Here is a 14257-nt window from a genome sequence, read left to right on the forward strand (position 1 = left end):
TTACTTCTTGGCCTTGCCCGGATCCTTGACGGCCTCGAAGGTCTGGAACTCGACGTTGTAGAGTTCGCCGTCGACCTTCTCGACCTTGCGGATGTAGATGTTCTGCACGATGTCGCGGGTTTCCGGATCGATCGAGATCGGGCCGCGCGGGCTTTCCCAGGCCATGCCCTTCATCGCCGCGAGTAGCGAGTCGCCATCGGTCTTGCCGCCGGCCTTCTTGATGGACTCGTAGATCAGGTGGATGCCGTCATAGCCGCCGACGGCCATGAAGCCCGGACGGCTGTTGAACGCCTTCTTGTAGGCCGCGACGAACTCCTTGTTCTTGGCCGACGGATGCGCTGCCGAGTACATGTGGGCCGTCACGGCCCCGAGCACGGCGTCGCCCATGTCGTTGAGCAGATCGTCATCGGTCACGTCGCCCGGTCCGATCACCTTGATGCCACTCTTGTCGAGCCCGCGCTCGGCATACTGCTTCATGAAGTTGCCGCCCTGGCCGGCCGGCACGAACACGAACATCGCGTCCGGCTTGGCGTCCTTCATGCGCTGCAGGAACGGCGCGAAATCCGGATTGGCCAGCGGAACCTTGACCTCCTCGACGATCTCGCCGCCGCCGGCGGTGAAATGCTCCTTGAACGAGGCCAGCGCGTCATTGCCCGGCGCATAGTCGGAGGTCAGCGTCGCGACCTTCTTGATGCCGTTCTTGACCGCCCAGTCGCCGATGATGGTCGAGGACTGCGGCAGGGTGAAGCTGGTGCGCACGATGTAGGGCGACTTCTCGGTAATGATCGAGGTGCCGGCAGCCATCACGACCTCCGGGACCTTGCCCTGGGTCGCGAGCGGCGCGGCGGCGAACGCGGCCGGAGTGACGCCGAAGCCGGCGATCACGTTGACCTTGTCGTTGACGATCAGTTCCTGCGCCAGCCGCTTGGTGTTGTCGGGCAGCGCGGCATCATCCTTGAGGATGACCTGGATCTTCTTGCCGGCGACAGTGTCGCCGTTCTGCTGCATGTAGAGCTTGATCGCGTTGTCGATCTGCTTGCCGGTCGATGCCTGACCGCCGGTCATCGGCACGATCAGGCCGATCTTGAACACGTCTTCGGCGCGCGCCGCACCGGACGCGAGCGCAGCCGCGGCCAAGGCCGCACTGGCGGCCAGCGTCAGTGTCTTGTTTCGCACGAACATTGAAACTACCTCCCTGGTCGATTCAGGGCCGAAAGCCCCCGGCCATTGTTGTCTCACCTGTGCGATCTCGTTCACGATATCGCGGGTGCATCGCTGCGGACTCGGCACGTTATTGTCAATGGCGATCATTGGAGGCTTCGTGGACGATCGGTTTCCGAAACGTACCACAGGCCATTGAGGTAAAATGATACTTCCAATCTGGGGCGGCCCAATTTTGCCATTCGCGCGCAAGTCATTAGGGTCCGAGCCGCGGGTCGCCCGTAGCGCGAAAGGTCACGAGCCCATGTCCGGCCGATTGCATACTGTCCTTGTCTTCGCGCTGGTTTCGGCCTTGGCCGCCCCGCTCCTGTCCGGCTGCTCGTCGATCAATGAAAAGGTCGGCGCCGGAATGGGCGACTTGATGCCGCAATGGGCCGGCGGTCTGCCCCCTGGCGCTCCGCCTCGGCCGGGCACCGTCGAATACGATCGATTCATGCAGGAGCGCGAGCGGCTGCGGCAGTTGCCGGCCGCCGAACGCGACAAGGAGACGCAGTCCAACGCCGGCGCGCAGGCGGCCGGCTCGGGCCGTTGACGGTGAGCGATCCCACAGTGGATCTCCTCTATTTCAACCCGATTGAGCCGCGTTAGGAACATCCGCCCACGTCATGTCTTCTCCCCTCCCGGTAGAAGCGGCCGGACAGACTGGCGTGGACAGAAAGATCAATCGACCTGAAAGCATCGTGATCGGCGGCAGCGGCCTGGTCGGCACCTATCTGCTCGACCACCTCGTGGCCCGCGGCGAACGTCCCTTGAACGTTGGCCGGTCAGAGCATGGACGTGCCGACGTCGACCATCTCGGCGGCGACATGAATGATCCCGAATCTCTCCGTCTTCCTGCGGCCGGGACGCTGTATTGCGCAACGCATGCGACGTCGCTGGCGCCGGCGCTGCCGCACCTGCTTGCGGCCGGCGCGGACCGTGTCGTGGTCCTGAGCTCGACCAGCGTGCTGACCAAGAAGGACAGCGAGATCGCCTCCGAACGGGCGGGCTGGCACTCGCTGATCAATGCCGAGCAAAGCATCATCCAGACCTGCGAACGGCTCGGTGTCGGCTGGACCATCCTGCGGCCGACCCTGATCTACTGCGAAGGGCAGGACCGCAACGTCACGCCGCTGGCGCGCCTGATCCGGCGTTTCCGCGTCATGCCGCTGGTCGGTGGCGGCACCGGGCTGAGGCAGCCGATCCACGCCGGTGACCTCGCCGCTGGCATGATGGCCGCGGCTGCCACCCCCGCGGCGGCCAACCGGACCTACGCGGTCGGCGGCGGTGAGACGGTGACCTACCGGGAGATGATCGGCCGGATCTTCGACGGGCTCGGCCTGCACAGGCGGATGCCGTCCGTTCCCGGCGCGGTCTGGCGCCGGCTGTTTCCGCTCATCGCGCCGCTGTACCCCGAGGCCAATGTCGCGATGGGGCTGCGGATGACCCAGGACATGGCGTTCGACGCCACGCCCGCGATCCGTGATTTCGGCTGGGCCGCCCGCGATTTCCGTCCCCGCTTCGATCAATCCATGAACACGACCGTCTTGCGGCCGTTGAGGATGACGCGGTCCTCGAGGTGATAGCGGATCGCCCGCGCCAGCACGCGGCGCTCGATGTCGCGGCCCTTGCGCACGAGATCCTCGGGCGTGTCGCGATGGCTGATCCGCTCGACGTCCTGGTCGATGATCGGACCTTCGTCGAGATCGCTGGTGACGTAATGCGCCGTGGCACCGATCAGCTTGACGCCGCGCTCATACGCCTGGTGATAGGGCTTTGCGCCCTTGAAGCCAGGCAGGAAAGAGTGGTGGATGTTGATGCAGCGCCCTGACAGGCCGGCCGACATCTCGTCCGACAGGATCTGCATGTAACGGGCGAGCACCACGAGGTCGGTCTGGGTGTCAGCGACCAGCTTCAGGATGGCCTGCTCCTGGTCGCGCTTGGTGTCCCTGGTCACCGGCATGTGGTGGAACGGAATGTCGCCGAAATCGAGTCCGGCATAGGTCTCGCGCGGATGGTTGGAGACGATCGCGGTCGGGATCATCGAGAGGTCGCGGGTGCGCCAGCGATAGAGGATGTCGACCAGGCAGTGGTCGAATTTCGACACCAGCAGCATCACCCGGCGCTGGCCGGCGCGGTCGCGCATCTGCCAGTCCATCGCAAAGCGCTCGGCAATCGCCGCGAAGCCGGTCTGCAGCGCCGGCAGGTTGACAGCAAGATCGGCCGCCGTGAACACCACGCGCATGAAGAAGTGACCCGTCTCGAAGTCGCCGAACTGCTGGGCATCGAGAATGTTCTGACCATTGTGGGCGAGGAAGGTCGAAACGGCGGAGACGATCCCGGGACGATCCGGGCAGGACAGGGTCAGGACGTACTGGTGGTTGGACATGGCGATAACGTCACCGGGCAGGATGAAGTGAGAATGATGCGGCAGGCTTGTCGCCCGTTCGGGCCCTGCTCTATCACCGTCCGCAGGCTTGCGCCAACGCTCGGCGTACAGGCAGGATGAACAAAACATCCCCCCTCGAGCTTCGAGCACGACCATGGCTGACAGGCTGACCGGCAACCGCATTCTGATCCTGGAAACCCGCGAGGAGGCCCAGTTCTCGCGGCTGCTCGCCGAGCAGGGCGCGGACGTGCTGCAATGTCCGATGTTCACGATCCAGGACGCGCCGGACCCGGCCCCGGTCGAGGCCTGGATCCGCCGCTGCATCGACCGGCCGTTCGATGACCTCGTGCTGATGACCGGCGAGGGGTTGCGGCGGCTGATGACCGTGGTGCGCCGAATCGGGGTGGAAGCGGAGTTCATTGCTGCGCTGGGCAAGGCACGCAGATTCACCCGTGGGCCCAAGCCGGGGCGCGCCCTGCGAGAGCTCGGGCTGGAGGCGCAGGTCACGACCGAGAAGCCGACCTCCGAGGGGGTCGCCGAACTGCTGGCAAAGCACGATCTCAAGGGCCATCGGCTCGGCCTGCAGCTTTATCCCGACAAGGACCATTCGGCGCTGATCGATGCCATCAGCGCCACCGGCGCCGACGTCGATCCCGTGCTGCCCTACGCCTACGACGCCAAGGCGGCCGACGCCAACATCCTCACCGCCATCGACGAGATGACCGCCGGCAAGGTCGATGCGATCGCGCTGACCAGCTCGGGACAGCCGCGGCGATTGTTCGATGTCGCCAAGGCGCATGGCGTGGAGAATCGGCTGCGCCAGGGCCTGGCGCGCACGCCGATCGCGTCGGTGGGTCCGGTGGTCACCGATGAGTTGGCGGCGCACGGGCTGTCGCCGTCGATCACGCCGGCAGGCGAGGCGTATTTCATGAAGCCGCTGATCTCGGCCATGGCGACGGCGCTGGGCGTGAAGGCGCCACGCGTTTCACCCAACTAACGGTGTCGTCCGGGCTTGACCCCGGGCTTGGCCCGGGACCCATACCGCGTGATTTCCGAAATGGGCAGGCGGCCCGTACCGCGCGTCCCGCGACGTTCGGTGGCTATGGGTCCCGGCTCGAGGCCGGGACGACGGCGGAGGGCTCAGCGGCCTGGCCCGTCTCCTTCAGGAATGCTTGATACGCGCGCGCGATGCCGTCCTCCAGCGACGTCGTCGCGCGCCAGCCGAGCCTGGCGAGCCGCGAGACGTCGAGCAGCTTGCGCGGCGTACCGTCGGGCCGCGAGGGATCGAAGCTGATGCGGCCCTGATAGCCGACGGCTTCGGCCACCACACGAGCGAAATCGGCGATCGTGATGTCCTCGCCGGTGCCGATGTTGACCAGTTCGTCATGCGAATAGGTCTTCATCAGATGCACGCAGGCATCCGCCATGTCGTCGACGTAGAGAAACTCGCGCCGCGGCGTGCCGGTGCCCCACACCACGACATCAGGCGCATCCGAGAGCTTCGCCTCGTGGAAGCGACGGATCAGCGCCGCGACGACGTGGCTGTATTCGGGATGATAGTTGTCGCCGGGACCGTACAGATTGGTCGGCATGACGTTGATGAAATCGGCCCCATACTGGCTGCGATAAGCCTCGACCATCTTGATGCCCGCGATCTTGGCGATCGCATAGGGCTCGTTGGTCGGTTCGAGAGGGCCGGTCAGCATCGCGTCCTCGCGCAGCGGCTGCGCGGCGAGCTTCGGATAGATGCAGGAGGAGCCGAGAAACATCAGCTTCTCGACACCGTTCACATGCGCGGCGTGGATGACGTTGGTGGCGATCGCAATGTTGTCGTAGATGAACTCGGCGCGCAGCGTATTGTTGGCGACGATGCCGCCGACCTTGGCGGCCGCCAGGAAAACCACCTGCGGCCTGGCCTGCGCAAACCACGCGAACACCGCAGCCTGGTCGCGCAGGTCGACCTCGCTGCGCGGCACCGTCAGAAGCTCGACGCCCTCGTTTGCCAGCCGCCGCGCCAGCGCACTGCCGACCATCCCGCGATGGCCAGCCACGAAGACACGTTTGCCCGCAAGCTCAAACGGCGCTGCCATGGGCAGCCTCCTGCCGCGCGGCACTCAGATCGCTCGAGACCATTTCCCTCACCAGCTGCGCGAAGCTCGTCTTCGGTGTCCAACCGAGCTTGTCGCGCGCCTTGCTGCAATCGCCGATCAGGAGGTCGACCTCGGTGGGCCGGAAATAGGTCGGATCGATCCGCACCACCGCCTTGCCGGACTTGCAATCGATGCCGGTCTCCTCGACCCCCTCGCCCCGCCATTCGATGCGGCGATCGACCTCGGCAAATGCGAGCTCGACCAGCTCGCGCACCGAATGCGTCTCGCCGGTCGCCAGCACGAAATCGTCCGGCGTATCGGCCTGGAGGATGCGATGCATGCCCTCGACATAGTCGCGGGCATGGCCCCAGTCGCGCTTGGCCTCGAGATTGCCGAGATAGATCGTCTCTTCCAGGCCGGTCTCGATCCGGGCGACGCCGCGGGTGATCTTGCGCGTGACGAAGGTCTCGCCGCGGATCGGACTCTCATGGTTGAACAGGATGCCGTTGCAGGCGAACATCCCATAGGCCTCACGATAGTTCACCGTGATCCAGTAGCCGTAGAGCTTGGCGCAGCCATAGGGCGAGCGCGGATAGAATGGGGTGGTTTCCCGCTGTGGGATTTCCTGGACCAGGCCATAGAGCTCCGAGGTCGAGGCCTGGTAGAAGCGCGTCTGCTTCTCCATCCCGAGAATGCGAATGGCTTCCAACAGCCGCAGGACGCCGAGGGCATCCGCATTGGCGGTATATTCCGGGCTCTCGAAGCTGACGCCGACATGGCTCTGGGCGGCGAGGTTGTAGATCTCGTCGGGGCGAATCTGCTGCACCAGCCGGATCAGGTTGGTGGAATCGGTCATGTCGCCATAGTGCAGCAGGAACGGCACGTCGCCTTCGTGAGGGTCCTGGTAGAGGTGATCGATCCGCGCTGTGTTGAAGGACGATGATCGCCGCTTGATGCCGTGCACCGTATAACCGAGGCCGAGCAGGTATTCGGCCAAATAGGCACCGTCCTGCCCGGTCACGCCCGTGATCAGCGCCACCCGGCCTCTGCAGTCCTGCCTCGCCATCTTCACTCCAACACCGTCGCTGCCCTTCCGGACCTCCATTCCAAGTGAGCAGTCCATAGCCGAGGCCGTGGGTCAAGCGCACTGGAAATCGCCCGCCGGCGCGCCGGAGTGAGCGTCCGGCGCGGGGTCTGATCTAGTCCCCGTAGCAGCGCAGGCGGTCGAGGTCGAGGACCGTCACGCCGCCATACTCCACCCGGAGCAGGCCCTCGCGTTCCAGCGCCTTGAGACATTGGTTGGCGTTTTGTCGCGACAGGCCCGACAGCGCCCCGATCTCCTCCTGGGTGATCTCGAGGTGGCGGGTCGTGTTGGGATAGAGGATCGGATTGAACAGCGAGGCGATGCTGCGGGCGAGCCGCGCGGTGGCGTCCAGCGTGCGGCCGACCTCCACCAGGCCGATGAACTGGCCGAGGCGCTCGTTGAGCTGGGTGACGAGGAAGCGGTTGAAACCGACGCTGTTCTCGAACAGCCACATGAAGGTCGGCCGCTCCATCAGCGCAACGCGGGTGGCGCGTAGCGCCACCACGTCGTAGCGGCGCGGCTCGTTCTTCAGCACGCTGCCCTCGCCGAACCAGGCGCCCGCCGACATGCCAGCGAAGGTCGTCGCCTTGCCGCCGCGCGAGACGGTGCTCATGCGCGCAAGACCAGTGACGATCCCGGTCCAGTAATCGAACTGGTCGCCGCGCAGGAAGATGTGCTCGTTGGCCGCGTAGGATCGCTCGACGACGCCGGCCGACGCCGTATCGATTTCATCGGGCTTCAAATGGCGCGACCAGGGCGCGATGCGCAGCAGGGTATCGGGAGAGATCAAGCCGTCATCTCGTCACTTCGACTCTTGCGGCGACGATATTGCATCGCAACAATCCGGTGGTGAATTTTGCCTGGGAAATGTCAGGCGCAAGACAGTTCCTGATAGCGCTTTCCCCTATCGAGGACCACCGCAATCGGCGCCCGAATCCCGCTGCGGACAACGCTGGGCGCTTCGAGATGCGGCAAAATGCGCCCGCCCGGGCGGCCCGTCATTCGTCGGATGGCGCGGAACCTGCCCCCGGGATAGGATCGCAGCCAAAGCGACGAACGAACGTCGCGCGACACGATGCCTGAAGAGCGCGCCAAGCGCCTAAAACACCGTTCGGGAGGACGACTTGGACTATACGTTGGAAGCGCGCGGAGTTTCGTTGCGTTTCGGTGGGGTGCGAGCCCTGACCGACGTCAGCTTCGGCGTTCGCGAGGGCGAGCTGTTCTCGATCATCGGACCCAACGGCGCGGGCAAGACCTCGATCGTCAACTGCATCTCCGGCCGCTACAAGCCGACCGAGGGCCGCCTGTTCCACCGCGGCCGCGACATCACCGGCATGCCGCCGAATGCGCGCGCCAATATCGGCATCGGCCGCACCTTCCAGAACCTCGCGCTGTTCCACCACATGAGCGTGCTCGACAACATCATGGTCGGGCGGCACCATCTCCTGAAGAACAACTTCCTCACCGGCTCGCTGTACTGGCTCACGGGTGCGCGGCGCGAGGAGCTGAAGCATCGCGAGAAGGTCGAGCAGATCATCGACTTCCTCGACCTGCAGTCGGTGCGCAAGGCACCGGCCGGCACCCTCTCCTACGGCCTGCGCAAGCGCGTCGAGCTGGCGCGCGCTATGGCGCTGGAGCCGCATCTCATTCTCCTCGACGAGCCGATGGCCGGCATGAACTTCGAGGAGAAGGAGGACATGGCCCGCTACATCGTCGATCTGAACGAAGAATACGGCATGACGGTCGTGATGATCGAGCACGACATGGGCGTCGTCATGGACATCTCCCATAGCGTCATGGTGCTCGATTTCGGCCGCAAGATCGCGGAGGGCGATCCCGCAGCCGTGCTCGCCGATCCGCATGTCAAGCGCGCGTATCTCGGCGAGGAGGACGAGCTGCTGGTCGATCCAGACGAGGCGCCGTCCATCGCGGAGGACGCCGCATGATGGACTATGCTGATCGCGTCAAGCAGGCCGACACCTATCCGAAGCTGCTGCGGCTCAATGCGAAAGAGCACGGCACGGAGATAGCGCTGCGCGAGAAGGATCTCGGTCTCTGGCGCACCTACAGCTGGGCGGACTACCAGGCCCGTGTGCGCGATTTCGCCCTGGGCATGACCGAACTCGGACTCGGCAAGGACGACGTCGTCGGCATCATCGGTGACAACCGGCCGGACTGGGTCGCCGCCGAGATCGCGACGCATGCGATCCGGGGCCATAGCCTCGGCCTGTATCGCGACGTGCTCGACGACGAAGCGGCCTATCTCCTGAACTACGGCGAGGCGCGACTCGTGTTCGCCGAGGACGAGGAGCAGGTCGACAAGCTGCTGAACCTCGCCGAGCGGGTGCCGGCGCTGAAGCACATCGTCTACTCCGATCCGCGCGGCATGCGGAAATACGACGATATCAGGCTGATGCCCGCCGACAAGCTCGCCGAACTCGGCCGCGCCCGCGCGGCGCGCGAGCCCGATCTCTACGACCGCATGGTCGATGCGACGGTCGGCGATGACGTTGCCATCCTCTGCACCACCTCGGGCACCACGTCGCATCCCAAGCTCGCGATGCTCTCGGCCGGGCGCGTGCTCAAGCACTGCGCCACCTATCTCGCGTTCGATCCAAAGGGACCGGACGACGAATACGTCTCGGTGCTGCCGCTGCCGTGGATCATGGAACAGGTCTACGTGCTCGGCAAAGGTCTGCTCTGCCGGATGAAGGTCAACTTCGTCGAAGAGCCGGATACGATGATGAACGATTTTCGCGAGATCGCGCCGACGTTCGTGCTGTTCGCGCCGCGCGTCTGGGAGCAGATCGCCGCCGACGTCCGTGCCGCTGTCATGGATGCCTCGCCGCTGAAGCAGCGGCTCTATCACATGGGCATGTCGAGCGGCCTCGCCGCACTCGAAAAAGGCCAGCATTCCAGTTTTGCCAACATGCTGCTGTTCCGGGCGCTGCGCGACCGGCTCGGCTTCACCCGGCTGCGCTCGGCCGCAACCGGTGGTGCGGCGCTCGGGCCCGACACCTTCAAGTTCTTCCGCGCCATGGGCGTGCCGCTGCGGACGCTGTACGGCCAGACCGAGCTGCTAGGCGCCTACACGCTGCATCCGGACGACAAGGTCGACCCCGATACGACCGGCGTCCCGATGGCTGCCGACATCGAGATCAAGATCGAGCAGCCCGACAGCCAGGGCATCGGCGAGATCCTGGTGCGCCATCCCAACATGTTCTTAGGCTACTACAAGAATCCGGAGGCCTCGACGGCCGACATCAAGGACGGCTGGATGCATTCGGGCGATGCCGGCTATTTCAACGACGCCAAGCAGCTCGTCGTCATCGACCGCATCAAGGACCTCGCCGAGACCGCGCGCGGCGAGCGCTTCTCGCCGCAATATATCGAGAACAAGCTGAAATTCTCGCCCTATATCGCCGAGGCAGTCGTGCTCGGCGCCGGCCGCGAACATCTCGCGGCGATGATCTGCATCCGCTACTCAATCATCTCGAAATGGGCCGAGAAGAACCGCATCGCGTTCACCACCTATTCCGATCTTGCCTCGCGCAACGAGGTCTATGCGCTGCTGCAGAAGGAAGTCGAGACCGTCAACACGCATCTGCCGCCGGCCCAGCGCATCGCCCGCTTCCTGCTGCTCTACAAGGAACTCGACGCCGATGACGGCGAGCTGACCCGCACCCGCAAAGTGCGACGTAGCGTGATCAACGAGAAGTACGCCGATATCATCGACGGCATCTACGGCGGCAAGCCGGCCATCCCCGTCGACACCGTCATCCGTTTCCAGGACGGCACCACCCAACGCATCCGCACCACGCTGAAGGTGGTCGATCTGGGTGGGCACGGTGCCGTGGCGGAGGCGGCGGAGTGATGCGGATGCTCCAGCAAGCCGCGCTGCGCATGGCTGCGCCCTCTCCCCTTGTGGGAGAGGGCATCTCCGCCGGTCAACGCGGACGCGGTCGGGTGAGGGGTCTCTCTCCCCTGGCTCGCCCGCGGAGAGAACCCCTCACCCGGCTGCGCTGCGCGCAGCCACCCTCTCCCACAAGGGGAGAGGGGTACAGCGTGCCCACACCATGAACACCGCCTTCCTCATCCAGCTCCTGGTCAACGGCCTCGTTGTCGGCACGCTCTATGGCGTGGTCGCGATGTCGTTCGTGCTGATCTACAAGGCCACCCAGGTCGTCAACTTCGCCCAAGGCGAGCTGCTGCTAATCGGCGCCTGGGTGTGCTGGACGATGCTCACCAAATTCCAGGTGCCGTTCTGGGCCGGCATGCCGCTGACGCTGATCTTCATGTTCGCATTCGGCATCGCGGTGCAGGTGGTGATCCTCAGGCCGATGATCGGCGAGCCGATCATTTCCGTCATCATGGTGACGATCGGCCTGTCGACCGTGTTCCAGGCGGCGCTGAAATGGATCTACGGCGTCAACCCGCAGCCGTTCCCGCCGGTGTTCGCCAGCAAGGCGGTCGACATCTTCGGGCTGCAGATCCAGACCGTCTACGTCATGAGCTTGGTGGTGTCGGTGCTGATGATGCTCGGCATGGCCTGGTTCTTCAAAGCATCGAAATACGGTCTCGCGATGCGCGCCACCGCCTTCAACCAGCAGGTCGCGCAATCGCTCGGCATCTCCGTGAAGAGCGTGTTCGCGATGGCATGGGCGATCTCGGCGACGGTGTCGGCCGTGGCCGGCGTCGTCGTTGCCGTGGTCAACGGCGTCTCCTCGGGCCTGTCGGCCTACGGCATCAAGGTGTTTCCGGCGGCGATCCTCGGCGGTCTCGACTCGGTCGGCGGTGCCGTGCTCGGCGGCATCATCATCGGCCTGCTGGAGAACATCGCACAATATGTCGACAGCGAGTATCTGCACTGGGGCAATCTGTACGAGATCGCACCGTTCTACGTGCTGATCATCATCCTGATGATCAAACCTTATGGCCTGTTCGGCACCAAAGACATCGAGCGGATCTGAACCATGGTCGCACGTTCCACCATTCCCGCCGGTGACTTCCGCACCTCCTATGCGGCCGACACCACGATCTTCCCGACCAGAACCAGCCGCAACTTCGCGATTGCCGGCGTGATCCTGCTTTGCTTCGCGCCGCAGGTGTTCACGGAATTCTGGTTGTCGATCGCGATCCAGATCGGCATCTTCTCGATTGCCGCCCTCGGACTGAACATCCTGGTCGGTTTCACCGGCCAGATCTCGATCGGCCAAGCCGGCTTCTTCCTGCTCGGCGCCTTCACCTCGGCCTATCTCAACAACGCCTATGCCATCCCGGTGTTCTTCGCGATCCCGCTGGCCGGCGTGGTCACGGCGCTGGTCGGCCTCGTGTTCGGCATTCCGGCGGCCCGGCTGAAGGGGCTCTATCTCGTCATCGCCACGCTCGCCGCGCAATACATCCTGCTCGACTTCTTCTCGCGCGCGGAGTGGTTCTCCGGCGGCTCGGTGCCGGCCTCCGCCAATCCATTCTCGATCTTCGGCTACACGTTGCGCGGCGACCGGCAATATTTCTACGTGGTGCTCGCTTACGTGCTGGTCTGCTACCTCCTGGTCACCAACTTGATGCACACCCGCGACGGCCGCGCGCTGATCGCAATCCGCGACCATTATCTCTCAGCCGAGATCATGGGCATCAACCTGACCAAGTACCGCACGCTGTCGTTCGGCCTCGCCGCATTCTTCGCAGGAATCGCTGGCGCGCTTTATGCGCACTACCAGCTGGTGGTCTCGCAGGAAGGTTTCGGCATCGAGCGTTCGATCCTGTTCCTGGCCATGATCATCATCGGCGGCACCGGTTCGGTCATGGGCACCTTGATGGGAACCGCCTTCGTCGTGCTGCTGCCGGAATCGATGGAATGGCTTAGCCATCATCTCAAGGGCGGCGCCATCGACAAGGCACTCGCGCTCAACAACAACATCACCTTCCTGCGCGAGATCGCGATCGGCCTGATCATCATCGGCTTCTTGATGTTCGAGCCGGATGGGTTGGCGCATCGCTGGCGACAGATCAAGACGTACTGGAAGCTCTATCCGTTCTCACATTGATTCCAACCAACAGGGACCGGCGACAATCCGGCCCAGACCACCACAGGAGGAAGCACTATGACGATGAAATCATGGCTCGGCTCGGCGGCGCTGGCGCTGCTCGCAGGCGCCTTCGCCACCTCGGCCCAGGCGCAGCAGATCGCGATCGGCCATCTGCAGGATCTCTCCGGCGGCACGTCGGACGTCGGCACGCCCTACGGCCAGGCCGTGGTCGACACCTTCGCCTGGATCAACAAGAATGGCGGCGTCGGCGGCAAGCAGCTCGCGGTCGACAGCAACGACTATGGCTACCAGGTGCCGAAGGCGATCGCGCTGTACAAGAAGTGGTCGGCGCCGGACAACAAGGTCGCGGCAATCATGGGCTGGGGCACCGCCGACACCGAGGCGCTGACCGGCTTCCTCGCCAACGACAAGATCCCGGACATGTCCGGCTCCTACGCCGCCGCGCTGACCGATCCGGAAGGCACCAGCGGCAAGGCCAAGCCCGCGCCCTACAACTTCTTCTACGGCCCGAGCTACTCGGACGCGCTGCGCGCCGAGCTGACCTGGGCGGCTGAGGATTGGAAGGCCAAGGGCAAGCCGGGCAAGCCGAAGTTCGTCCACATGGGCGCCAACCATCCCTACCCCAACGCGCCGAAGGCCGCGGGCGAAGCGCTCGCCACCGAGCTCGGCTTCGAGGTGCTGCCGCCGCTGGTGTTCGCGCTGGCGCCGGGCGACTACAGCGCGCAGTGCCTGAGCCTGAAGAGCTCCGGCGCCAACTACGCCTATCTCGGCAACACCGCGGCCTCCAACATCTCGGTGATGAAGGCCTGCAAGAATGCCGGCGTCGACATCCAGTTCCTCGCCAACGTCTGGGGCATGGACGAGAACGCCGCCAAGACCGCGGGTGACGCCGCCGATGGCGTGATCTTCCCGCTGCGCACCTCGGTCGCCTGGGGCGGCGATGCGCCGGGCATGAAGACGGTGCAGGAGATCTCGAAGATGTCCGACCCCACCGGCAAGATCTATCGCCCGGTGCACTACGTGGCCGCAGTCTGCTCCTCGCTCTACATGAAGGAAGCACTTGACTGGGCGGCGAAGAATGGTGGTGCCACCGGCGAGAACGTCGCCAAGGGCTTCCACCAGAAGAAGGACTGGGTGCCGGCCGGTATGGAAGGCGTCTGCAGCCCCTCGACCTGGACCGAGAAGGATCACCGCGGCACCTTGAAGGTCGACCTCTATCGCGCCCGCGTCTCGGGTCCGACCGATGGCGACCTCAACGACCTCATGGCGAAGGGCGTGATCAAGCTCGAGAAGGTCAAGACCATCGAGCTGCCGCGCAAGGCCGAATGGGCGGGTTGGTAAGCTAGCGAGCGGCGGCTGAGTAACCTCGGCAGCCGCCATACACGATCGTCATCCCCCGCGAAAGCGGGGGATCCAGTACGCCGCGGCCTCTCGATCGAGCATC

13 protein-coding genes are annotated in these 14257 nt (G+C 64.6%); 8 read left to right on the forward strand and 5 right to left on the reverse strand.

Annotated elements, in window-relative coordinates; all coding sequences use genetic code 11:
• Positions 1-1182 (reverse strand): ABC transporter substrate-binding protein, encoded by a 1182-nt coding sequence (locus ACQR07_RS05530; protein ID WP_434901332.1) that lies wholly within the window; start codon positions 1180-1182, stop codon positions 1-3.
• A 283-nt stretch (positions 1183-1465) separates the two neighbouring features.
• Here ACQR07_RS05530 and ACQR07_RS05535 point away from each other — a divergent pair, with 283 nt between their 5' ends.
• On the forward strand, positions 1466-1753 hold the full coding sequence (locus ACQR07_RS05535) for a hypothetical protein (protein ID WP_434901333.1): 288 nt from the start codon (positions 1466-1468) through the stop codon (positions 1751-1753).
• A gap of 115 nt (positions 1754-1868) precedes the next feature.
• Positions 1869-2783, forward strand: coding sequence for an NAD-dependent epimerase/dehydratase family protein (locus ACQR07_RS05540; protein ID WP_434901334.1), 915 nt, complete (start codon positions 1869-1871; stop codon positions 2781-2783).
• Here ACQR07_RS05540 and purU read toward each other — a convergent pair.
• Entirely contained in the window at positions 2726-3589 is an 864-nt protein-coding gene (gene purU / locus ACQR07_RS05545; RefSeq protein WP_434870331.1) for a formyltetrahydrofolate deformylase, read from the reverse strand. The two genes, ACQR07_RS05540 and purU, sit on opposite strands and share 58 nt — an antisense overlap.
• A 154-nt stretch (positions 3590-3743) precedes the next feature.
• Between purU and ACQR07_RS05550 the strand changes: the two genes are divergently transcribed.
• Complete coding sequence (locus tag ACQR07_RS05550) at positions 3744-4586, forward strand: uroporphyrinogen-III synthase (RefSeq protein WP_434901335.1); 843 nt, start codon at positions 3744-3746, stop codon at positions 4584-4586.
• 103 nt (positions 4587-4689) lie between these two features.
• Here ACQR07_RS05550 and fcl read toward each other — a convergent pair whose 3' ends face one another.
• The 3 genes from fcl to ACQR07_RS05565 form a co-directional block, all read right to left on the reverse strand.
• A complete protein-coding gene (gene fcl / locus ACQR07_RS05555) occupies positions 4690-5679 on the reverse strand; it encodes a GDP-L-fucose synthase (protein WP_434901336.1) in 990 nt (329 codons plus the stop codon).
• A complete protein-coding gene (gene gmd, locus ACQR07_RS05560) occupies positions 5663-6745 on the reverse strand; it encodes a GDP-mannose 4,6-dehydratase (protein WP_434901337.1) in 1083 nt (360 codons plus the stop codon). Before gmd ends, fcl begins: the two co-directional genes overlap by 17 nt.
• A gap of 133 nt (positions 6746-6878) precedes the next feature.
• A complete protein-coding gene (locus ACQR07_RS05565) occupies positions 6879-7553 on the reverse strand; it encodes a Crp/Fnr family transcriptional regulator (RefSeq protein ID WP_434901338.1) in 675 nt (224 codons plus the stop codon).
• A 334-nt stretch (positions 7554-7887) separates the two neighbouring features.
• Between ACQR07_RS05565 and ACQR07_RS05570 the strand changes: the two genes are divergently transcribed.
• The 5 genes from ACQR07_RS05570 to ACQR07_RS05590 all read left to right on the forward strand — a co-directional run bounded on the left by ACQR07_RS05570 (position 7888) and on the right by ACQR07_RS05590 (position 14154).
• Positions 7888-8709 (forward strand): ABC transporter ATP-binding protein, encoded by an 822-nt coding sequence (locus ACQR07_RS05570; protein WP_434901339.1) that lies wholly within the window; start codon positions 7888-7890, stop codon positions 8707-8709.
• Entirely contained in the window at positions 8706-10637 is a 1932-nt protein-coding gene (locus ACQR07_RS05575; RefSeq protein WP_434901340.1) for a long-chain fatty acid--CoA ligase, read from the forward strand. Before ACQR07_RS05570 ends, ACQR07_RS05575 begins: the two co-directional genes overlap by 4 nt.
• Before the next feature lie 202 nt (positions 10638-10839).
• Positions 10840-11733 carry a branched-chain amino acid ABC transporter permease gene (locus ACQR07_RS05580; protein ID WP_434870338.1) on the forward strand — a complete coding sequence of 298 codons (894 nt, stop codon included), beginning with the start codon at positions 10840-10842 and terminating at the stop codon, positions 11731-11733.
• A 3-nt stretch (positions 11734-11736) separates the two neighbouring features.
• Complete coding sequence (locus tag ACQR07_RS05585) at positions 11737-12810, forward strand: branched-chain amino acid ABC transporter permease (RefSeq protein WP_434901341.1); 1074 nt, start codon at positions 11737-11739, stop codon at positions 12808-12810.
• Positions 12811-12867: 57 nt separating this feature from the next.
• On the forward strand, positions 12868-14154 hold the full coding sequence (locus ACQR07_RS05590; RefSeq protein ID WP_434901342.1) for an ABC transporter substrate-binding protein: 1287 nt from the start codon (positions 12868-12870) through the stop codon (positions 14152-14154).
• Positions 14155-14257: the final 103 nt, after the last annotated feature.

Origin of the sequence: Bradyrhizobium sp. HKCCYLS20291 (assembly GCF_051167715.1) — a bacterium.
In the GTDB taxonomy this organism is placed as follows: domain Bacteria; phylum Pseudomonadota; class Alphaproteobacteria; order Rhizobiales; family Xanthobacteraceae; genus Bradyrhizobium.

Coding starts and splice junctions, on each gene's coding strand:
- purU (WP_434870331.1), bottom strand. CDS start 3,589: ATGTCCAACCACCAGTACGTCCTGACCCTGTCCTGCCCGGATCGTCCC.
- ACQR07_RS05580 (WP_434870338.1), top strand. CDS start 10,840: ATGAACACCGCCTTCCTCATCCAGCTCCTGGTCAACGGCCTCGTTGTC.
- fcl (WP_434901336.1), bottom strand. CDS start 5,679: ATGGCAGCGCCGTTTGAGCTTGCGGGCAAACGTGTCTTCGTGGCTGGC.
- ACQR07_RS05585 (WP_434901341.1), top strand. CDS start 11,737: ATGGTCGCACGTTCCACCATTCCCGCCGGTGACTTCCGCACCTCCTAT.
- gmd (WP_434901337.1), bottom strand. CDS start 6,745: ATGGCGAGGCAGGACTGCAGAGGCCGGGTGGCGCTGATCACGGGCGTG.
- ACQR07_RS05590 (WP_434901342.1), top strand. CDS start 12,868: ATGACGATGAAATCATGGCTCGGCTCGGCGGCGCTGGCGCTGCTCGCA.
- ACQR07_RS05530 (WP_434901332.1), bottom strand. CDS start 1,182: ATGTTCGTGCGAAACAAGACACTGACGCTGGCCGCCAGTGCGGCCTTG.
- ACQR07_RS05535 (WP_434901333.1), top strand. CDS start 1,466: ATGTCCGGCCGATTGCATACTGTCCTTGTCTTCGCGCTGGTTTCGGCC.
- ACQR07_RS05550 (WP_434901335.1), top strand. CDS start 3,744: ATGGCTGACAGGCTGACCGGCAACCGCATTCTGATCCTGGAAACCCGC.
- ACQR07_RS05575 (WP_434901340.1), top strand. CDS start 8,706: ATGATGGACTATGCTGATCGCGTCAAGCAGGCCGACACCTATCCGAAG.